Below are 21,138 nucleotides of genomic sequence, written 5' to 3'. Positions count from 1 at the left end.
GGCGATGGTACAAGATTCGATCCTCATTCGGGCCACTAGATCGTTGCAAATTGGGCACTTATTCACCCAATTTGCAACTCTTTTTTCTGACGAGCCTAGTTTGGCAGAAACTCGTCCCGCTTGCGGAGAAGGCGCCACTGTTCTTCGTTTTCTTCCGCGAATTTCCAGCCTAGCTCGCCGTAGATGTCGGATCGTTTCTTATAGAGCAACAGATTGGTCGGATCTTCCGCAATCATTTTGTTGATCAACTGCAGCGCTTCACCTTCCTGGCCGTGCCGACGCAAGCGTCGCAGGTGCAGCAATGCGTACTTCTTTTCGGTTGTATCGACCCAACTCGACAGTTGATCGAACGCCTTCTCGAACAGCTTGGTTCGCTTCTCCTCGTCCTTTGGAGCTTTGCGAATGTCCTTGTTCTCGGGATGTTCCGGATCGTCTTCCGGCAGATCCATGTAGGCGATCGCCCGAGCTTTGCGGTAAAGCGTATCGATTAATGCTTCCTTCAGCTCGGTCATTTCCTTCATTTTTTCTTTCTCTTCATCGGTCTCCGGATCGCGTCTTTGAGCGAAGTACATCCGAACCTTCCCTTTTGGAATCGCCTTCAAGACCGTATCCGCAGCTTTGACGACCTCAGGCAGGTGATCTTTCCGGTCGTTTTCGTCCAGTTTGTTCAGCTTTACCTGCAAGACCTCGACGTTGTCCGGCTTGGCTTCATTCAACTCGTCGAACAACTTATTGAACTCCTCTTGCTGATCCTTGCCTTTCAAGGTCTTAAGGAATGCCAGCTTGGTCTCGAACAATTTGTCTTCCAGAGTTGGCTTATCTCCTTTCGGCTTGTCACCAGATGGTTCTGGCTTGTCGCTGGCTGGCACTGGCACGATGTACTCGAGAGCGAAGCCTTTTGGGCGACGTGAAGCACCGCTCAGCTTGGCATCGGGATCACCGAACTGAATTTCACCCAGCAGCAAATCCCCAGGCGAGGCCATCTTAGGCATACTCTTGGGATCCGTAGTAAGGTAAACGGGAACCAATTCGCCAGGGCGAAGCCACTCGGAGCCAAACCCGCCACGACGATTGAAGGCATTTTCGTAATTGTCGTAAGTCCGAATACCTGGGCGGCTGATGTCGAAGTCGAGCCAAACCGGCATGTCTTCGATCTTGAGCAGTTCGTCGCGGTCTTCATGGCGGAAAAAGAAGGTGAGTGTGTACTTACCTTTCTCAAGCGAAGTATCGCGACCGCCTGCTCCCATGTTCACGACACGTTTGTTCTTATCGTAAATCGTGTAAACGCCACCCGAATAGGAATCAAATCCGTTGGCATAAGTAACAGGCTCAGGAGCGACCTTGGCGTCTTCGGACAAAGTCAACTCATAAGTCAACGTCAGACCGTAAATCATTTGCTTTTCCAGGAGTTCGTCGCGTTGTGGGTCGAGCGGAACAATCTCGCTCTTCGCTGGTCGCAACGTCTTCCGAAGCTTCTCGAACTTCGCACTCGGGCGAATTTGTATTGGGCCTAACACCGTTTGCACATCGACGCGATGGATCGGATTGTTACCATCCCACGCTAAGGCCCCTGGGCTGGGGAGAATGCCATAGAAGGTGGCATCCATCTCGACTTCCGTTTCACCGAGAGTCGACCAGTACTGCGCCAGCGTCATTTCGATCGTTTTGCCTTCCTCAACAGGAAAGCTGATCTCACGTAGTTCGCCTGGCTCAAGCGGCAGGAAGTTTTGCTGTTCGAGTTTGCTGTAGGCTTGATCCTCTAATCGCTGGATCGCGTGAAAGATGAACAGTTTGGTATCTTCAATCCCAGTCGCTCTCAAACGAACGTTCACCCACGTGGCCCCGATCGGCACTTCAACAAAAGAACGATCGATCTCGCCAGGGGCCAGTCGAAGCGTCTTATGGAATTCTTGGCTGGCATGATCCGACTCAGGAACGATTACCGTGATTGGGACACGGAATCGTGGTCCCATTTCAGGGTGATTGGCGTAGTAGCCTTCGACCTGCGTGAAATGAACGCCTGGATCGAGCTTACGTGGGTCGACCTCGATTTTGAAGTTACGCCCACCATGATAGACGAAGAAGCTTGAGGGAATCGTCACCCAGTCCGCATCGCACTTGAGATTAAACTCCGCTTGATAATTGGCACGAGGATCATACTTTGCGTCTTGGTTGAAGACCGGATCGACATCGATCGTTACTTCATGGACGCGTGTGGCATCATCTCGTTCGCGGAAGTAAACACCACGTTTGGTTCGAAGGCTGGGAACGGTAACGACATAGCGAACTTCCGGTTCGACTTTTTCTTCGTATTCCTTCAGCCAATCAAAAGCAGCCCCCACTTGAATCAGGCCGGCGCCGTTAGCGAACACCGACCCGTTTTCTAGCGGGCGAGCCGAGTTCTTAACGGCCAGCTTCACCGCTTCTGGCGTATAGGGAATCTTCTCCTGTTTAAGACCACTCAAGACCAATGCGATACCACCACAAGCATTCGGGGATGACATCGAGGTACCGTTCATCAGCTTGCCTGGAGAGAGAGACCAGCGTGAAACGGGAGCAACTGCCCCGCCTGGAGCACTGATATCAACGCCCAAGTCGCCATCCATTGTCGGACCACGACTCGACCAGGTATAGGGGCGTTCGGCGAGCTCCTCGCGCACCGAGTAGCCGGTGCTGGCCAATGCTGGTGGAATATAGGCGCCCACACCTAAAATCGTCGAGGTCGTCCCACCAGGACTTCCCACGGTACTCAATGCAGGACCATTATTCCCGGCACTGGATACAAAGATCACGCCATAGCGGTTTACGATTTCCGAGTAAAGGCGAGCCGTTCTACCCGTGTTCCATTCAGGGGAAGCACCACCGTAGCTCATGTTGATCAGGTCGCATTTATTCTCGAGAACGGCAATCAGACCACGTTCTTCGCCCGTTCCAGTCGAGTTGGAACCAAGTCGCGTGTCGCCAATTTTGACCGACACAATCTGAGCCCCGGGAGCCACACCATTCAATTCTGGTCGGTCAGGATAGTTCGCGCCAATGATCCCGGCGACATGCGTTCCGTGAGTTCCAGCATCAACCACGATGCTCAGCAGATTGCCTTCTTCATAAATGTTGACCGCAAAGGTCACGAGATCGACTTCGCCGAAGGTGGCGTATTGTCGCTTCACACGGTAGTTCGTCATCACTTTTTCGTCGGCCAGGTCGCCATCTTCATCGGTATCGACCACGGCCTGCCAAGCTTTGCCGTCGTTGAACACAACGCAGTCGTAGATCGGACCAGCGTCGTCCCAACTACCTTGCAGCTTGGTCAATTCCTTCAGGCGAATATCGAGCTCTTTCTTTTCTTTCTTCTGCTCGTCGTTCGGCTTGGGATGCTCTTTCTCGAACTTGGCAATTTCGCGGGTGAATTCCTCGATCTTGCTGCGGACTGCTTCGTCCCAAGGTTTACGCCGTTCCGACTTCACTCGCGGAATCGCTCCGCCAGGAAAAAGCTCGTAGGCGGGTTTCATTCCTAAGTGATACTCGCCACTGGGGTTCTTCCATTTCTTCGGTATCGTCAAGGTTCGTCCAGTAAGCCCTTCCAGCTTGCCCTCTTCAGCCTTACGAACAGTTGAAGTACGAACGTCGCCGCTGCCAGAACCGTCAATCATATCGATGATCTTCGGTTTGCCATCCGATGTAACCTGAAGACCAGGGGCAGCTGGATCGCAGCCGGTATCGAACACGGCGACAACGACACCGCGACCGTCAAATTCTGGATGCTGCTCTAGAAATTTGGTGGCGCCGATTTCCTTCTTGGGAAGAAGGTCGGCCGCTGGAAACTTCTCCTGGGCGAGACATGGTGCACAGAAGGTAAGGGCAAGAAGGAACGCAGAGGCAAGTCGGATCATGGCTGGCTTTGGTTGGATCTGTTCGCGAGGAATCAATTCGTATCGGGAACGCTGCGGCCGCAAAGTCGACGCAAACCCTCTATTGTAGGTCGTAACCTACACCTGGGCGAAGCACCCAAATGTAGAAAATTCCGCAGAATCGGCAGAATGGGACAACCGAGGGGCATGAACTCCGATATTCAGACTCGCCAGCGCATGAAGTGTTCGCTCAATCGGCCGTCTATCCCATAAAAAAGGCACGAGATGAACCCGTGCCTGAAAAGCGTCTATTAATAACTGAAAGAAGAAAGTTACTTTTTCTTCAGCGTCGAGATGTATTCGACCACGTCAACCAGTTCCTGAACCGTCATGAGTCGCTGCAAATCATTCGGCATGACCGAGATTGGAAGCTTGCGGATCTCATCGACTTCGTCTTTCGGAATCTTGCGAGCTAACCCTTCCGAGTTAGTGATCGTGATCGAATCGGCCGTTTCGCTGGTCTTCAGTCCGGTGATGGCTGTGCCACTATCGGTCAGAACCGCCCAGTTCTCGTAGTTGTGGCTGATACCGGCACTAGGATAAAGAATCGATTCAAACATCGCTTCTCGTCCCAGCTTCGAACCAATCTCGCTCAAGTTAGGCCCAACCTCTTTGCCTTCTTTATTCACCACGTGGCACTTACTACAAGTTCCCGTCGTCGCGAACACCTGTTTTCCCTTGTCAACCGAACCACGCATTCTCACCAATTGATCGAGCGGCGGCAGCGGCTTGTTATCCTTGGAAGGAGGCTGGGGGAAGATTTCGGACGCCTTCTGACGGATGTCGCCCCACACGGAAATCTTCAACGGTGCCGCTGCGGCCTGCATCAGTTCTTCGTCCAGTTTGCCGGCTTTGGCCATCTCGAGAAGCTGAGTAGCGGTGCCCTTGTTGCTGGCCAAGCCTTTCACGGCGATGCGACGAACTTGAAGGTCTTGGGACGAATCGTTGAGCATCCGTCGCATCCAAGCATTTGCCTGACCACTGCTGCTGTTAGAAATTGCAGTCGTCAGCGCGACCTTATCCTCAGGAGTTCCTTCGGTAAGAACGCTTTGCAAGAGATCCTTCTGGCCGCGTCGAAGTAGTACGTCGGCAGCCGCGACACCTGCTTCCGATTCAGGCTGCGAGATCGCCAGGGCCAGCAGTTGTGGATAGTATTTCGCCTGCTCAAAGCGATCCACCAGTTCAACATACGCTAAACTGCCCGCCACTTTGCTGAGCGCCTTGTCCATCGCAGCGGCTGATTCAGCATTTTTAGCAACATCGTAATTCCGCAAGCGTTTGACCGATTCGGAAATGATCATCGTCTCGGCATTATCTTGACGTGAATTACCAAATGCCAATGCAACCATGGCATTGTTCACCCCTTCCGCATTCGGCTGGAAGTCGAAGGCACGGAAGAGTCGTGGCAACTGTTCGGCAGGATTGGCGGTATCTTCAATCATATCCGCCAACATCGAAGGTGTCTGGCTCGCGCGACTTCGCCACACGATGTCCTTCTCAGCAGCCGTATCCACCTTGCCGCCAATCGCTTTCAAGTAAGCAGATAAACGGGAATCCCAGTGCAGGTCAGCACCAATACCTAAGGCCTCCAAGTACCAGCGATCTTTCCCATCGTATTGCTGGGCGAGCTTCGCCCATAGCTGCGAAGCGGCGTCGCTTCCGTCAAAGCGAAGTTCGATTGCCGCTTGACGCCGCACCTGGGGCGACTTGTCATCTACAATCTTTGCCACCACTTCTGTGGCTGGGATCTTTAGTTCGTGGGCCATTCGCAAGCCGACAATTCGCAGGTTGGGATTGTCAACAGAGAGGGCCAAGTCGACGTATTGTTGTCCCGTACCTTCGATGTTTCCTAACAACCAAATCAGGCGAGCTTTATAACGAGCATCGTTCGACGAATCATAAGCGGCCTTTAAAGCCGATTCGGCTTCTGCTCCTTTAGCGTGCAGGTTGGTCCAAGCCATATAACGCGTAGCTAGGTTTGGGTTCTTCAAAGCGGCAATACAACCATCGACGCTCGAGAAGTCGAACTTTGGCACCTTGTACTTCACACCTTCCGGTGCAACGCGGAACAACCGCCCACGATCAAGATCGCGTTGGCCGTGGCCACCGACGCCTGGATCGTACCAGTCGCTGACAAAAATCGATCCATCGGGAGCGACACAGACGTCAGCCGGGCGGAACCAATTGTCACGTGTTCCTTTAAGGATATCGACAGACTCAGCAGAGTAGCCGGCACCATCGTTCTTGACGGGATAAGCCCGCACGATGTTGGGGCCCGCATCGCAATGGATGATTTGGTTTTGAAAGATTTTAGGAAGCAAGTTTCCTTCGTAAATACAAATCCCCGTTGGCGATCCAGCACCCGTTTGCAGCAGGTTCGGCACCACGCCAGGATCGTTCAAATGCCAATGCTGGAGCGGCACTTCGGTTTCCATGTTGGTACGTGGTGTACGCCAACCGGCGCCTGTCATTTGATCGAGGTAGCCGAAGTTACCATATTCCATTACGTAATTGATGCGGACACCGCGGTTGCCGTCGTCGTCGTTGTCGCTTTGCCACAGAGTACCAAACGAGTCGACCGTCACTTCGTAATTGTTTCGAAAGTTGTGGGCCAATACCTCGAATTCACTTCCATCCAGATTGCAGCGAAACGGCATACCACCAAAGTAAGGTTTGCCGTTATCCACGACCTCGTTGCCTGCCACGTCAACGACAACATTCCCTTGGGCATCGTGAACATGGCGGCCTGTGTTACCAACATTCCAATAAAGCTTGCCGTCAGGACCAAAGAGGAAGCTGTGGGCGGAGTGGTCGTGCTGTGGTTGGCCGGTTTTGGTGAACAGTAGTTCCTTTTTGTCCGGCTTGTCGTCGCCATCTTCGTCGGTGAAAACGATCAGATTCGGTGCGGCAGAAACAATTACCTTGTTGCCCAGCACACAAATTCCCATCGCCGTATCGACATCGCGACCTTGGTAGTAGACCTTCGTTTTGTCGGCCACTCCGTCCCCATCTTCATCTTCCAAAATCAGAATGCGATCCCCTTCGGGACGCGAACCGTTGTTACCGCGATAGTTCATCACGTCGCACACCCAGATGCGGCCCCGATGATCGATATCGATGTTCGTCAAGCTTTTCAAGTCAGGTTCGGCCGCAACAAGCGTCGCTTCCAGACCATCGTAAACATCCAAGCCAGCGACGGCGTCCTCAGGGTCATGCCCACTGCTTGCGGCAGTTGCGGAAACGTCACCAGGATCTTGGGTATAGACTGCAAACTGCACGGAAGTCGCAGTACCGTCTTGCTGGTTGGTACCGCCGTTATCGAGACCACCTTTAGCAACGAACTTGGTGTAACCATCTGGCAAGTCGAACGCGATAACGGAGTTCGCATGAACGCCGATACCGAACTCGACGGTATGACCATTGACGACCAACGGTTGACCACCAGCATTGCGATTGACTTGAACATTACCCCAATCGGCTGAGGCTCGCTTCCACTTCAGATCGGTCAGCTTCTTTTCTCCTTTGGGGCCAACCAACTTTGGTTCGACCCAGTCGGCCCAGTCGCAAGCGAAGCCGTTCCCGCCGTCCGTGACGACGAGAAACAGCTGCTTTGCCCCTTCCAGGTCGACACTAACGTCGACCTGATTGCCAGGAGTACTGGTCGTAACAACCTGGCTCTTGAACTTCGGTTTCACGTTCAGCGAAACCTTCTTTTCCTTCTTCGGAGCCGGCTTCTTAGGCTCGGGACGCGGACCAGGAATCAAACCTTCCAGGTCGTCACGCGAAAGCGATGCCGATTCGACGCCTTCCGCCGGAACTTCTTCGTGGCTGATCCAGACGATTGCATTCAGGACCGTTTTTCGGAAGTTAGGATCGGCCCAATTCCAGTGGTTGTGACCGCCCGTGAAACCGAAGCCACGGCCACCATTTTCGCGATCAGCCGCCCACGCAACATGTTGCGGTTGACCGACCATAGCACGAACATGCGGATTACCACTGTGCGGACCATCGGGACGATCGAGCGTACTCTTCGGAGGAACTGCGGTCAGAATCGGCGTGACGTCCTTCATGCCTTCGCGGAATCGCATGTTGTAGTACCATTCGTCGTTGATCTCGAATGGCTTGACTCCATTGGTAATGGGGTGCTCGCCATACTTCTCAAACGAGGCGGTCCAATGCGGATTAACGCTCCACCATGGTTCGAAGTAACCACCAATCCAATCGGTGAACTTGTCGCCAGCTTCTCCTTTGGTGGTTTCCACACCGTAGTGAATACAAGCTAGACCGACGCCGTCATCCATCAACTTTTGGAATTCTTCCAAATGAGGATTGAGCAAATGCCCTGGCCCACCGTCGCAATAAACGACCACGGCGTCCGCATTGTCAAAAGCAGTCGGATCGGACGGCCAACCACCTTCGTAGATAGCAGCTTCAAACTGGGGCATGTTCTCGGTCAGCGCCAACATCAGCAGACGACAACCGGCCATATGCTCGTGGGCACCGTACCCGTGGCTAGGGCGACCTGGCACGAAGACAACTTTCTTCTTGCCCTCTTGCATTGGAAGTCGCTTCAGCATGATGTCTTTGAACTGAACCTGCATCGGCGGTCCAGCATGCAACTGAAGGGCAAGTATGCCGCTGGTTCGTGCGTCCTTTTCGCCTTCGTCGATCACTTCCGACATGACAACACCATTGATCTTGTGGATCAGGTGATTGCCGTCGGCGATGATGTGATAGTCATTCCAATCTTCCTTCTTGATCTTGGCTTGCAGATCGGCCGACTCGGCGAATCGCTCTTTCTTTGGATCTTTGTTGCCATCATGCACGATGGTTTTTTCGCCACGTTGGGTAAGGATGCCGCGGCCACGTTCTTCGTAGTTGATCCCGCTGTAGGTATCTCCGCTATCGATGTCGGCCTGATACCCTTTGGCAACGTGGTTACCCAAGTCGGTCGAACGATACTGAATGCCAGAGTTACCGCCGACAATCTTGTACTTCAGCTTCAACTCAAAGTTGTCGACCTTGCCTTGCTCCCAGATGAGGAACGTGTTGCCTTTAGTGGGATGTTCGGAAGTGGTCGTGCCGGTGATCGCTCCGTCTTGAACGCTCCAAAAACCTTCGGCTCCACTCCAGCCGTTCAAGGACTTGCCATCAAATATCGGCTTGAAACCTTCGTCATCGGCCTGAACCGGACTGATCGCACAAAGGGCGACCATAGCGCCGGCGACTAGCCATGCGAGATGCTTGGTCATGAGAGTTCTATCTCCTGCAATCATGGGTGAATCGATGTCGCCGCGGCAATCCGCGCGCGAATACGATAGAGGTAACGAAAATTGGGAGGGGCTTGCGAGGAATGATTCATGGCGTCGCCAGCTTCGCGGGGGTTAGCCAAGCGGGACCGACATGCGAATAGTGAACTGGTTAGTTTAGCTGGAAATCGCCCCAGAATGCACTATCCAAAGGCGAATCCACCCCCATTTTATCACACGATCCATGTTTCGACCTGTCTGCCGAATGCTGTTAGCTGGCTAAGCGATAGGAATACAATGGGGTAGAGAGTTACGAAAAAAGCTCGCGGCAAAACTAGGTTCGCCGCGAGCTCGTGAATTTCAAGTTAGCCAATTGGCGATTGCTTAGTTGCCAAATGGATCGCTCATGCCGGCTCCGCTATCCGATCCGCCACCAAACGGGTCGCTTGATCCGCCGCTTCCAAATGGATCGCTCGATCCACTTCCGAACGGATCGGAAGCATCACTGCCGCCACTACTTCCGCCGAACGGATCGGCCGCACCTCCACCACCACTCGGAGCTCCAAATGGATCAGCAGCTGCACCGCCACCGCTGGCCGGTGCACCGAATGGATCGGCAACGCCACCGCCCGCAGCTGCTGGAGACGCGAACGGATTCGAGCCATCGCCAGCTGGGGCTGCACTTTCCGCACCAGGTTTAGCGGCCGAAGGATCTGGCTTTTCACCCGGTTTCTTCACGTCGACATGGACCAGAGGGTAAGGCAACGCACTCGAACGTAAGACAACCATCTTTCCTTTTTTCGACCCAATGATAATTCGATCGGTCTTCGAATTGGTGTGAAAGAAATCGTACCCTTGCAGGCTCATGGCCCCAACCTGAGCCCCGGAGTTGATGTCGACGACCACCAAGTTGTCATCATCATCCAAGCAGTAGACGTACTGGTCACCGGCAGACAGAAACTTTTTGATCCGCGGCACGAACCAACGAACGTCCCCTTCTTCCATACCTAACTTGTACATGCCGCCACGCTGAAGCGTCACAAAGACGGAATCGCCGATACCAATCGCCGAGCTGTCGATCGGCTCGCCGCACGAGAAACGCCATTGGATCGACCCATCAGTCGAATAGATGCAATAGACGTAGCCGGTGGCTGTTGTAAAGAACAGACGTAGCGGACCGTAATTACTTGGTGGTGCGATGATCTCGCCACTTGATTCAATCCGATATCGAACCAGGGGACGATCGGCATAACCGACGTAGAAGTAATTGCGATCCGTCGCCCAAGCAATCGAAGTTGGTGTCGCGAAGACCGGCATCCGAATCTTGCCGAGCGACTTATAGCGAGGAACGAGACGTGGGCCTCCATCGAAGTTATAGGCGACAACGGTCCCATCAAGCAGTGGAATGTAAATGAATTGATCGCCCACAACGGGGCCTGAAATCGGAATACCTTCCAACTCGCGGGTCCACATCACGGCACCATTGTCACGACGTAGACAACTCAGCTTGAATCCGCTCACGGAAACCACGATGTCGTCGTTCGCGTCGGCCGTTGTTTGAGGATACCGTGCATTGCCTCGAAGTTCGGCCCAGTCGGTCTTGCCGGTACGACCATCGACCGACATCAAAATGCCGGAACTGCTTTGCACCAGAAAGGTTTCGTTGGGAACCTCGCGGCGAGTGACCTTTACTTCTCCCTTACTTTCGTCCTGCCGGGCGACGTATTGGTCGGCTTGCTTCTTCGCACCCTCTTCACCCATCGGCTGGCCAAGAACGTCCAGTTCGTTAGAGCTGAAGGTGACCTTCTTGCCGTTCTGCTCGACCTCAAAGACGACCAGAGGATCTTTAAGGCTGACGATCTGACGGAAGGTCTCCATCTCTGACCGATGGGGATCGATCGGAAGTTGACCTGACCAGACTTGCTCAAGCCCGAGTCGTTCCAATTCGTACGGAGAGAACGTTCGCGGCCCAAGTTGAGCCATTGCAGGAGTCGCAGCCATGGCGACCAGGGCAAACACGGCAAGACGCGAAGCGAGTTTCTGAATTTGCATAGGTGTCGTGATTCCTTCAACTGAGCCACATCGACGGGCTCAGCTTTCCTGGCGGAAACAAGCGAGACTAGTACCAACGCCCCAGGTGGGACTTGGTAATTTAGATAAGATCGTAATCAAAAAAGACGCCGATGGCGTACTTTTCAAGCATAACACTCGAAAGGCAAATACCTTGCCGAGTTTTTCCATCTTAATTCAGATGACATGCTGTCGTCACGTTTTTGGCCCGGTTTTCGCTAAATCCTTGTTTTTCGACGATTCTCGGCGAGTTGTATCGCCTAGACCCCGTCGCCAGTCCCCTCTACCATGAACTTTGAGCAACGGGGACAACACCCTTCTGAGGGGAAGGCAAACTACATCCTTTGCCCAAAATGGCGGGCTCAGGAAAATGAAACGGCAGGTACATGGGTGATCGATCTGAAGAGAATGCTCTGCTAGAGAAGGTTCTCGGTTATTACAACTTCTCTTCGGGAGAATACGACGCGCGTTTTGCCAGCGCGATGGACCAGCTTTTTCGCCTCCTGTGTCCCTCCACGGCTCCCGATCACGATTGGGCCTGGCAAACCGTTGGCGAACGCATGAAATCGGGTTTATCCGCCCTGAAGACCTCTTCCGCCGCCCTTTCCCAGTCCAGCCAGGCTGAAACAGCCCTGCACTATGTGTTCGATGTTGTTCTGCCAGCCTATCTTGAGTTCCATCAGGACTTACTGTTTCACCAAAGCGGCGAGAGGCTCTTCTCTCCCTATTTTATTGTCCGAGCCACCCAGGCGGTCCTTTCCCATTCCGATCAATGGGAGGACGAAAGCAGAGTTAGCAAACTTTGCCTGGCAGACCTGAACGACTACATCGGCCATCGCCCTGTACCGGCCCTGGAAACACGCAAGACTGAGCCGTACCCTCACGAGTTCTGTCGGCCAATTCCGATCTGGCTGAAGGGAGCAGGCGCCTGTTTGGGTCGGCACCAAGAGATCGTCGAAAAGACGCTCGAGTTACTGCAAGCCACGAACGACGATATCTTGCAAGATGCCGGCTTCACACCAGATCAACTCGATGAACTGGCAATCGACCCGCGAGCTTATGACTTTGAGCATCCCGTCAACAAACGGCCCAACTATCAATTTGGCCAGTGGGATCCGGATCACATCGACCTTCAAGGACGCTATACCCGCTTCGTCGTACAACAGGTCACGCTCGAAGCGCTGACCGATCGAGTTGACAGGAATCCACCGAGCGACCTATCACATGACGAGTTGGTTTACGAGGCGGCTGCGGTACTGGCCGGCGTGATCCTGATGGGCGCCGGCATCACCGGAAACGGACCGGGTGCTTACCATTCGGAGATGACCCTCTCGAAGCTAGTACCCGTCATCGCAAATTACCGTGATCGCTTTTACAACCAGTTGCTCGATAGCTGCCCTGCCCCGATGGCCGAACGGCTCAATGAAGAGTCGATCCAGCGTCGCCAGCCTTTCGGGGCGGCTCGGCAACATTTAAATGCTTACCTAAGCAACCGTCGCGCAAAGCAACTCGCGCACGTGCGTTTAGCTCTAATCTATTCGCGGATGGGCTATCCAGATGCGGCTAGTAAGCAGGTCGATATCGTGCCGACCGCCTCTGCGCGGATGCAGTGCCGAATCGAATGCTTCATCACGCTCGCCCATCAGGCCATGAAGCGAGGTGATCTAGACCAGACGATTGACTACATTCACAAGATCGTTGACCGACTACATCGAGCGATCGAATGTGGGGCGATCGTTGATCCTTGGAACATTCTCGGCTTCGACGGTCAGTTCAGCCTGTTCCCTGCTTATGAGAACAGCGTTCGCGATCATCGCGTGGATGACTTGGCTCGGCTAATCGAACAGATCTTCGACTTGATGTCGCAAGCGTTAAGCGAAGCGGCCGTTCGCGATGACGAAGCGGCACGTTCCAAGACCGCTTGGGCTTTTGAAGAGTTTTCGATGTGGTGGCACCAGTTCGCTACCCACGAGCTTTCCAGCGTCGACTCGCCCAGCGGGGACGAAGCATTCGCCGCCGCACGTCGCGTTGCCGATGCCTTGCGTCTGTGGCACAAAGTTGGCGCAGAAGCTGGCGACGTCGCCTTCTGGTCGCCCCATGCGGAGATGTTTGATTCCCCTAAGGCCTACGGCCTGGTGATTGAAGCACTGCTGGAAAGAAATGACTTTGTTACGACGCTTGCCTTGCTGATGCATTGGCTAGAACGTGCCGATGAGATTCCGCTGCATCATCTCGATACGTCTTACTTTAGCATCGCGACTCAGTGGATCTTGGCGTATCAAAAATATCGTACGTCGCTAGATGACTCACCGGAGATTCAAGCAGAAACCTGGAAGATGATCCAGCGTTTTCTCGACTTCCAAGAGGCCAACGCTGGGCCGTACTACAAGGTCCCAGGCTGGTTTTCACAAACCGCAAAGAAGGGACAGTTCGACGAAGAGCTAGAAGCACTGTTCCACGGCGAAGAGCCCGACACCGACGATATCTTCGACGCGGCTTACGAGGACGTCACCTACACGGACAGCACCGACGACGGCAACGAGGGTGCTATCTTCGAAGGGGGTAACTCCGAAACAAGTGAAGACTTGCAAGCCGAGTCGCGCCGCATCAACACACACATCTCGTTTCTGAGCTGCATCGCGCAGTTGTGGCAAATGGCGGCCTTCCAAGCGATTCGCACGGAAGGAGAAGCGGTTGTTGTTGAAAAGCTGATGCAGTGGCGCGAGCAAGCAATCAGCAACTATCGCGAACTGCTCGAACTACTCCTAGTTGTCAATCAATACAAGCTGAGCGAAATCAGCGGTGATCACCAAGAGATGGTCGAATACGATCGTCAACGAGCCGTCAAAGAATTCGTGCTCGAACGAATCATTATGACAACCGTCTCGACCGCTTCCGCGGCACGTATTCTTTCGTCTGCCGTGGCCGCAATCGCCCCGGATCAGAAGCAGTCGCTTGAGAACCTCGAGAATGAAATCGGTGCTGAGCAGACGTTGGCCGTCGATCTGTTGGCAGCCATCCTTGCTGGCGACACGGATGCAGTTCAGCAGCACTTCCCTCCCCTGTTAAACACACTGAAAGATAAACCGCTGCTGTATGTGCCGATCTCGAAGCGAGGTGGCCCACTACGAATCGTCTCGGCTCGCGTGCGGCAGTCGACCATTCGTGAACTACTACATTGGCTTCCTCGTGTTGGTCAGTACGACCTTTCTCGGCAACTGCTCGACACGGCCCGCAAGATGGAGAATGACAATCCGATTGGTCCGGGTGCGATCACTGAGTTCGACGCCCTCTTTGAGACCGGCTTTCTTGCGATCATCGATGCCGTGGTTGCTTCTTCGCAGAGTTGGGAAGTCGCCAAAGAAGGTGTCACGGAACTAGACAATGCCTTGGTCGAATGCCTCGAGCATGTCACGCAAAACTTACTCATTGTGTGGCTGAATCATAGTCGCACGCTACGATTGTCGGCAGTCGAGAAGTTCTCCGACGCGGCCCAATGGAAGCTAGTGCAGGCATTCATTCAACGCTACGGTCGCGACCTTTTCACTCAGCATTTCTTCAACCGTGGAAATGTCCGCAGCATTTTGCATGGCGGTGTCGAAACGTGGATCGAACGCGTTCGCGAGCAGTGGCCGGAAGATGACTGGCCGTTCTTCATTCAGGCAATGGGAACAAACATCAATCGCACGGAAGCAATTGCCTGCTTCAGCATGGTTTTGGAAGCAGTCCTCGAAAACTTCGCCGAGTACCGCGATTACAACAGCACGACGACGCAAAGCGATCGGGGCGAGTACTTGTACATGTTCCTCGACTTCTTGCGTTTACGTACGGCGTATGATCGCGTTTCATGGAACCTTAAACCGATCGTCATGACCCATGAAGTGCTTGTCCGAACAGGCCACGCTGAAGCAGCGCAGATGTGGCGGAAAGCTTTGGCCGATCGCATCGAAGACGAAGCCGACAAGTACGTTCGAAAATTACGGGATCTGCAGCGCGAGTATGCGATGCAGATGCCAACCGTCGCCGATCGCATTCAAGAACGTTTCGTCCGCCCCTTGGCTGTCGACCGCATTTGCTCTTTGGTGGAACGAGCGATGACCGACATGGGAACCGAAGAAGCTAGCATTGCGTTCAACTTACTCTACGACGAGGCGGAAGCATTAGTCCAGGAACCAAGCGGTGTTGGTCTCGATATTCCGACCTGGCTCAAGGCATTGGACGAAGAAGTCACCAAGGTCGAACTGAAGGAAACCTTCGCTTCCGAGAACGAATCTTGGCAACCTAGCGAAGCTATTCCGCTGAGGAAGCTTTCCCTGGAAGCGGTTCACGACCAAATCGACTCTTGGACGACGCATTTCTCTTCCGAGGACGAGGAAGACGAGGAATAATTAACCATGGTTTGAAGCGTTCCGTTTTACCTGTCCCGCGGCAACACGGATCAACGCTCCAAAGATTCTTCCTCTGTATTGAGAACTCAAGACGAGTCCCCTCCAGCAATTCGTCACTACTGGATGCTGGCATTCCGTCCGATTGAGAACGCCAAGGTAATTCAACATGAACTTTCGAGTCGAAATCCCGATCTATCGCGGGCCGCTCGATTTGCTGTTGTACTTGGTTCGCAAACATGAACTGGACATTGTTGATATCCCCATCTCGCAGGTCACGCAGCAATATCTGCAATACCTCGAGATTCTAAAGGCGATGGACGTCAACAGCGTGGCCGACTTCCTGGAAATGGCTAGCACGCTGATCGAAATCAAATCGAAACTCGTACTACCGCAACAGGAAGACCTCGACGAAGAAGCAATCGATGATCCACGCGATCAACTCGTCGAACGCCTGCTGGAGTATAAACGTTTCAAAGACGCAGCCAGCTTGTTGGAAGATCATGGCCGAGATTGGCAGCGACGTTTCTCCCGTATTGCCGACGACCTTCCTCCGCGGAAGGTCGACATGGCCGATCAGCCGATCAACGAAGTTGAATTATGGGACTTGGTTAGCGCGCTCAATCGTTTGCTACGTGACAGCAAACAAGCCCAGCCAACCAACATCGTTTATGACGATACCCCCATTCGGGTCCATATGAAGCAGGTCCACGCGCGGATCGTCAGCGAGGGGAAGGTTCGGTTTTCTACGCTTTTTCCTTCAGATGCGGTCAAGACTCGCATCATTGGTATCTTCCTCGCCCTACTCGAATTGATTCGGCACTATAATACGCTGGCTCACCAAGACGATGATGACCAGGAAATCTGGATCACCGCCGGCGAGGGATTCCAAAACGAAGTTCACTTTGAAGACGTCGACGAATACGAGGCGGGCAAACCGTCATCCCCGTGAACCTCGAACCGGGGAGATGAGTCCCCTTCTTCCTAGCTCTACTTGCTCTCAACTGTTGGGAGCGGACGAGCCTGCATTCAAGATACTTTCGATAACTCATGCTTGATAACGCACCCCTGCGAAAACTCGAATTTAATGGCTTCACCATCGAAGGTTACTCCCGCGCGGCGGTGCAAACCTATTGGCGAATTCCCGAAATGAAGCTTGGCTTTGACCTCGGCTTGCAGCCGTGGGATTTCATGGGCACCGCCACCTGGTTCATCTCCCATACCCATCTTGATCATATCGCTGCCCTGCCGGTCTACGTCTCGCGTCGCCGCCTGATGAAGATGCCGCCGCCGACGATCTATATGCCAGAGATTGCGATTGGTCCCGCGCTGCAGGTACTCAAAGCGTTCAGTCGCCTCGATCGAGGTAAAATGCCTTGCACGCTTGAGCCTGTTACCCCTGGTCAAGAGATCGAACTTTCGCGCGAACTGGTCGTGAAGGTCCTTCCGACCAAACATACAATTCCTTCGGTCGGTTACATTGTTTCGCAGCGACGGCGCAAGCTGAAAGCGGAATACCAGAACCTGAAAGGGGACGAGATCCGCGACCTACGTCAAAGCGGTACGGAGGTTACCGACGAACATCGCCACCCGCTGCTTGCCTATCTCGGTGACAGCCGGGCCGAGGCCATGGATCAATCGCCTGAGTTTTACGACGCGGATATCTTGATCATGGAGATGACCTTCGTCGCTCCTGATCATCGTAAGGAAAAGATCCATAAGATGGGTCATATCCACCTCGACGACGTCGTCGCACGGCGTGATAAATTCAAGAATCAGAAGATCATTGCTTCGCACTTCAGTACCCGTTACACCGGGCATCAAGTTCACGAGCATGTCAAAGCCAAACTGCCAGATATGCTAGACGGACGGCTGCATTTGTGGCTTTAGAATTTCGCGACGTCGCTTGCAGACGCAAATACGTTGCCCTGGCGGCTAACCTGTCATGATCGATCCTCCTCGCAGCGCCTATTTGCATGTTCCCTTCTGCACGCATCGCTGCGGGTACTGCAACTTCACCGTTATTGCGGGGCGGGATGATTTGACGGCGGCCTATCTCGATGCGATCGAGCAAGAGCTAGAACTGCTCGAAACACCCCACGAAGTCGATACGCTATTTCTTGGCGGCGGAACACCTACCCACTTATCGCCCAAGGAACTTAACCGACTGTTGGCTTTGGCGACCAAATGGTTTCCGCCGGCAATCGGTGCTGAGCTAAGCGTCGAAGCGAATCCCATCGACATCACCACGGAAAAGGTCGAGCTTCTTGCATCAGCAGGCATCAACCGAATCAGCCTTGGCGTGCAATCGTTTCACGATGACAAGCTGAAGCTGCTCGAACGCGATCATCGTCAACGTGAAGTCGAAGCCGCGGCTTCTTTGATCCTGCCCAAGATTCCTAATCTGGGTGTCGACTTAATCTTCGCGGCCCCGGGGGAATCACTCGACGATTGGAAAGAAGATCTCCGATCTGCTATCCGTCTTGGGGCGCATCATATCTCGACATACGGCCTGACCTTCGAGAAGGGGACTTCGTTCTGGAGCCGTCGCGAGCGTTCTCAGCTTCTCGAAGCGGACGAAGAACTGCAACGCGATATGTACCTGACGGCAATCGATTCGTTGACTTCCCACGGGCTTGAACATTACGAGGTCTCAAACTTTGCCCGACCTGGATTTCGCAGTCAACACAATCAGCAGTACTGGCTAGGACGCCGTTACTTCGCTGCTGGTCCTGGTGCATCACGCCACATTGGAATGCTTCGCGAGACAAATCATCGAAGCACCACGACTTACATTAAACGTATGCAACAAGGCGAGTCTCCCGTCGCTGAGCAAGAACTGCTCACCCCCGAAATGAAAGCTCGGGAGCGTTTAGTGTTTGGGCTTCGCATGCTGGAAGGGATTCACTTACCCACCTTCCAGCAGGATACGGGCACAACTCCAGAGCAGTTATGCGGATCAACAATTGATCAATTTCTGGATCATTGGCTACTCGAAAGAGTGGGTGATCGCTTAAGGTTAACGCAAGAGGGCTTACTACTAAGCGATACCATATGTGTCGAGTTGCTATAAGTCTCGACACCTCTACAGAACGGCATATACCCCGTAAAAACCAGGGGAAATGCAGTGCAATGCTGTACTGCTAACCATAAGCATACTATCTAACTTTTTACAAAAGAATTCACGAGTCTTCATGTTTTGACATTTGAGCCGAACTCACTTATCAGTTAGAGTGTCAAAAAGTGCAGGAGAAAAATTTGTCACCTGCACGGAAACTCTCCCGCCCCTTTTCGGTTCAATCTGAAGAGCCCTCCGACGAAATGTCAGACGGTTCTTCGTCTACGGAACATATTGTCGAGGCGTCCCATAGCCGTTGCTGGACTTTCCCGCGACGGACCACCCCCATTCTTGGCCAGTAAATTATCCTTGGGAGTGACGCCATGATTCAGATTAAGCATCGGAACACAGGAGAGGTGCTTTTCGAGATTGATGCAGAGTCGCTGGCTGGCGTGAAGCTAGTCGGCAAAAACCTAGCAGGTGCCGATCTGTCTCGGATGGTACTTCGCAATTGTGTTTTTGATAGCGACAACCTTGATGAAGTATCATTCGAGAAATCTAACTTAGAAGGCGCGACGTTCATGGGTGCCAGTGTCAAACACGCCTGTTTCGACGGTGCGAATTTGACCCGCGCAGTGATGACCGATGCGATCTTGAATGAGTCGACTTTCGTCAAGACAAACCTTAGCAACGCAAATCTGCGCTACGCCAAGTTGCATAATTGTGATTTGACCGGAGCTCGGCTTGTTGAGGCGGATATCAGCATGTGCGATCTGCAATGCGATTTGAAAGATGCCAACCTCACTCGATGCGATCTACGTGGTTCGAACCTAACCCGGGCTAATTTATCGCGGGCAAAGGTTGACGAAGCGAACTTCACAGATGCCACCATGACTGATGCGATCCTGGAAGGAACGTACGTCGAGCGGGCTATTAACGCATGTGCCAAGCACAAGCCGTTTAAGCCGAAGCCGCATGTAGTGAAACGACCTTGGTGGATGGTGTGGGCTTGATAGTGGCCTAGGTCAGAATTGCATCGACAACCTTGCCGTGAATATCAGTCAACCGATTATCGCGGCTCTGGAAGCGGTACGTAAACTTCTTGTGATCGATTCCCAGCAGATGCAGTAGCGTTGCATTCAAGTCGTGAACATGGACTGGATCTTCTGAGATGTTGTATCCCAACTCATCGGTCACTCCATGCACATGACCGCCTTTAACGCCACCACCGGATAGCCACATGGTGAAGCAGCGACCGTGATGATCCCGTCCGTAATTACCGGATACTAAGTCCCCCTGCGCATAGGCTGTACGGCCAAACTCGCCACCCCAAACGACAAGCGTATCTTCCAGCAAACCAAGTCGTGCGAGGTCACTGACCAATGCCGCGGACGCTTGGTCGGTATCCCGGCACTGAAGCGGCAACTGCGTTGTGAGACTACGATGCTGATCCCAGCCGCGGTGGAACAGCTGTATATACCGCACGCCTCTTTCTGCGAGACGTCGAGCCAATAAGCAGTTCGCGGCATAGCTGCCTGGCTTCCGCGCGTCTTCACCGTAAGCCGTAAATACTGATTCCGGCTCATCCGAGAAGTCGGTTAAGTTCGGAATCGACATCTGCATCCGATACGCCATTTCGTATTGCGCCACCCGCGTCTCAATTTCTGGATCACCAACCTGCTCGGCTTGTCGCAGGTTCAGCTTTGCCAACACATCAAGCACGCGTCGTCGATCATCCAAGGAAACGCCAGCCGGATTATTCAAATACAGAACGGGCTCACCGTTGCCACGGAATCGAACGCCCTGGAAGCGTGACGGCAAGAATCCACTCGACCATAAACGATCAAAAATCGGCTGCTGACTTAGCTTGGCACTTCCCTGAGACACCAAAACCACAAAGGTTGGCAGTTCTTCGTTTTCACTTCCCAGACCATAGCTCAACCAACTGCCCAGGCTAGGGCGGCCGGGCAACTGGTGTCCGGTGAATAACATAGTCATGCCAGGATCGTGATTGATCGCGTCAGTATGCATCGAACGAATCTGACACATTTGATCGGCGATCTTCGCCTGGTGCGGAACCAACTCGCTAAACCACATTCCCGCCCCGCCATGTTGCGAAAACGCGTAAGGGCTAGGCGTCAGTGGCAAGGAATCCTGATCGGCTGTCATCGTCGTAAGGCGTTGCCCCATGCGAATCGACTCAGGCAATTCTTCCCCCTGACGTGCGAGCAGGGCCGGCTTGTAGTCAAACAAATCGTGCTGCGAAGGAGCCCCGGACTGACAGAGATAGATGATCCGCTTAACCTTCGGCGAAAAGTGTGGCAACGATGGCTCATTCGCCGCTTCGGTATTGGCCAACAACGAATGCAATGACAATGCTCCCACGGCCACCCCGGCCGAACCTAGAAAGGATCGTCGTGTTTGGTGGTCGGCAAATTGTTTCAGTTCGTTGGGCATAGTTTTTGCGG

Annotated in this window: 9 protein-coding genes; 5 read left to right on the top strand and 4 right to left on the bottom strand. The window is 53.4% G+C overall.

The features are described from left to right. Window positions 1–95 precede the first annotated feature (95 nt). The 3 genes from C5Y83_RS20330 to C5Y83_RS20320 form a co-directional block, all read right to left on the bottom strand. Entirely contained in the window at window positions 96–3,890 is a 3,795-nt protein-coding gene (locus C5Y83_RS20330; protein WP_146117852.1) for a S8 family serine peptidase, read from the bottom strand. A 290-nt stretch (window positions 3,891–4,180) separates the two neighbouring features. After that, window positions 4,181–9,160 carry a PVC-type heme-binding CxxCH protein gene (locus C5Y83_RS20325; RefSeq protein WP_105331574.1) on the bottom strand — a complete coding sequence of 1,660 codons (4,980 nt, stop codon included), beginning with the start codon at window positions 9,158–9,160 and terminating at the stop codon, window positions 4,181–4,183. Window positions 9,161–9,541: 381 nt separating this feature from the next. Continuing rightward, window positions 9,542–11,209, bottom strand: coding sequence for a PQQ-binding-like beta-propeller repeat protein (locus tag C5Y83_RS20320; protein WP_105331573.1), 1,668 nt, complete (start codon window positions 11,207–11,209; stop codon window positions 9,542–9,544). A 404-nt stretch (window positions 11,210–11,613) separates the two neighbouring features. Between C5Y83_RS20320 and C5Y83_RS20315 the strand changes: the two genes are divergently transcribed. The 5 genes from C5Y83_RS20315 to C5Y83_RS20295 all read left to right on the top strand — a co-directional run bounded on the left by C5Y83_RS20315 (window position 11,614) and on the right by C5Y83_RS20295 (window position 19,683). Beyond that, window positions 11,614–15,615: a hypothetical protein gene (locus tag C5Y83_RS20315; RefSeq protein ID WP_105331572.1), complete on the top strand. Its 4,002-nt coding sequence runs from the start codon at window positions 11,614–11,616 to the stop codon at window positions 15,613–15,615. Window positions 15,616–15,781: 166 nt separating this feature from the next. Continuing rightward, a complete protein-coding gene (locus C5Y83_RS20310; RefSeq protein WP_105331571.1) occupies window positions 15,782–16,564 on the top strand; it encodes a segregation and condensation protein A in 783 nt (260 codons plus the stop codon). A 98-nt stretch (window positions 16,565–16,662) separates the two neighbouring features. After that, window positions 16,663–17,502 (top strand): MBL fold metallo-hydrolase, encoded by an 840-nt coding sequence (locus C5Y83_RS20305; RefSeq protein WP_105331570.1) that lies wholly within the window; start codon window positions 16,663–16,665, stop codon window positions 17,500–17,502. Window positions 17,503–17,557: 55 nt separating this feature from the next. After that, a complete protein-coding gene (gene hemW, locus C5Y83_RS20300; RefSeq protein WP_105331569.1) occupies window positions 17,558–18,685 on the top strand; it encodes a radical SAM family heme chaperone HemW in 1,128 nt (375 codons plus the stop codon). A gap of 368 nt (window positions 18,686–19,053) precedes the next feature. Beyond that, on the top strand, window positions 19,054–19,683 hold the full coding sequence (locus C5Y83_RS20295; protein ID WP_105331568.1) for a pentapeptide repeat-containing protein: 630 nt from the start codon (window positions 19,054–19,056) through the stop codon (window positions 19,681–19,683). A gap of 7 nt (window positions 19,684–19,690) precedes the next feature. Here the strand turns inward: C5Y83_RS20295 and C5Y83_RS20290 are convergent, their stop codons facing one another. Continuing rightward, window positions 19,691–21,127, bottom strand: coding sequence for a DUF1501 domain-containing protein (locus C5Y83_RS20290; protein ID WP_105331567.1), 1,437 nt, complete (start codon window positions 21,125–21,127; stop codon window positions 19,691–19,693). Window positions 21,128–21,138 lie beyond the last annotated feature (11 nt).

Source organism: Blastopirellula marina, from assembly GCF_002967765.1.
In the GTDB taxonomy this organism is placed as follows: Bacteria; Planctomycetota; Planctomycetia; order Pirellulales; family Pirellulaceae; genus Bremerella; species Bremerella marina_A.
This window is presented reverse-complemented; position numbering and strand designations above follow the sequence as displayed.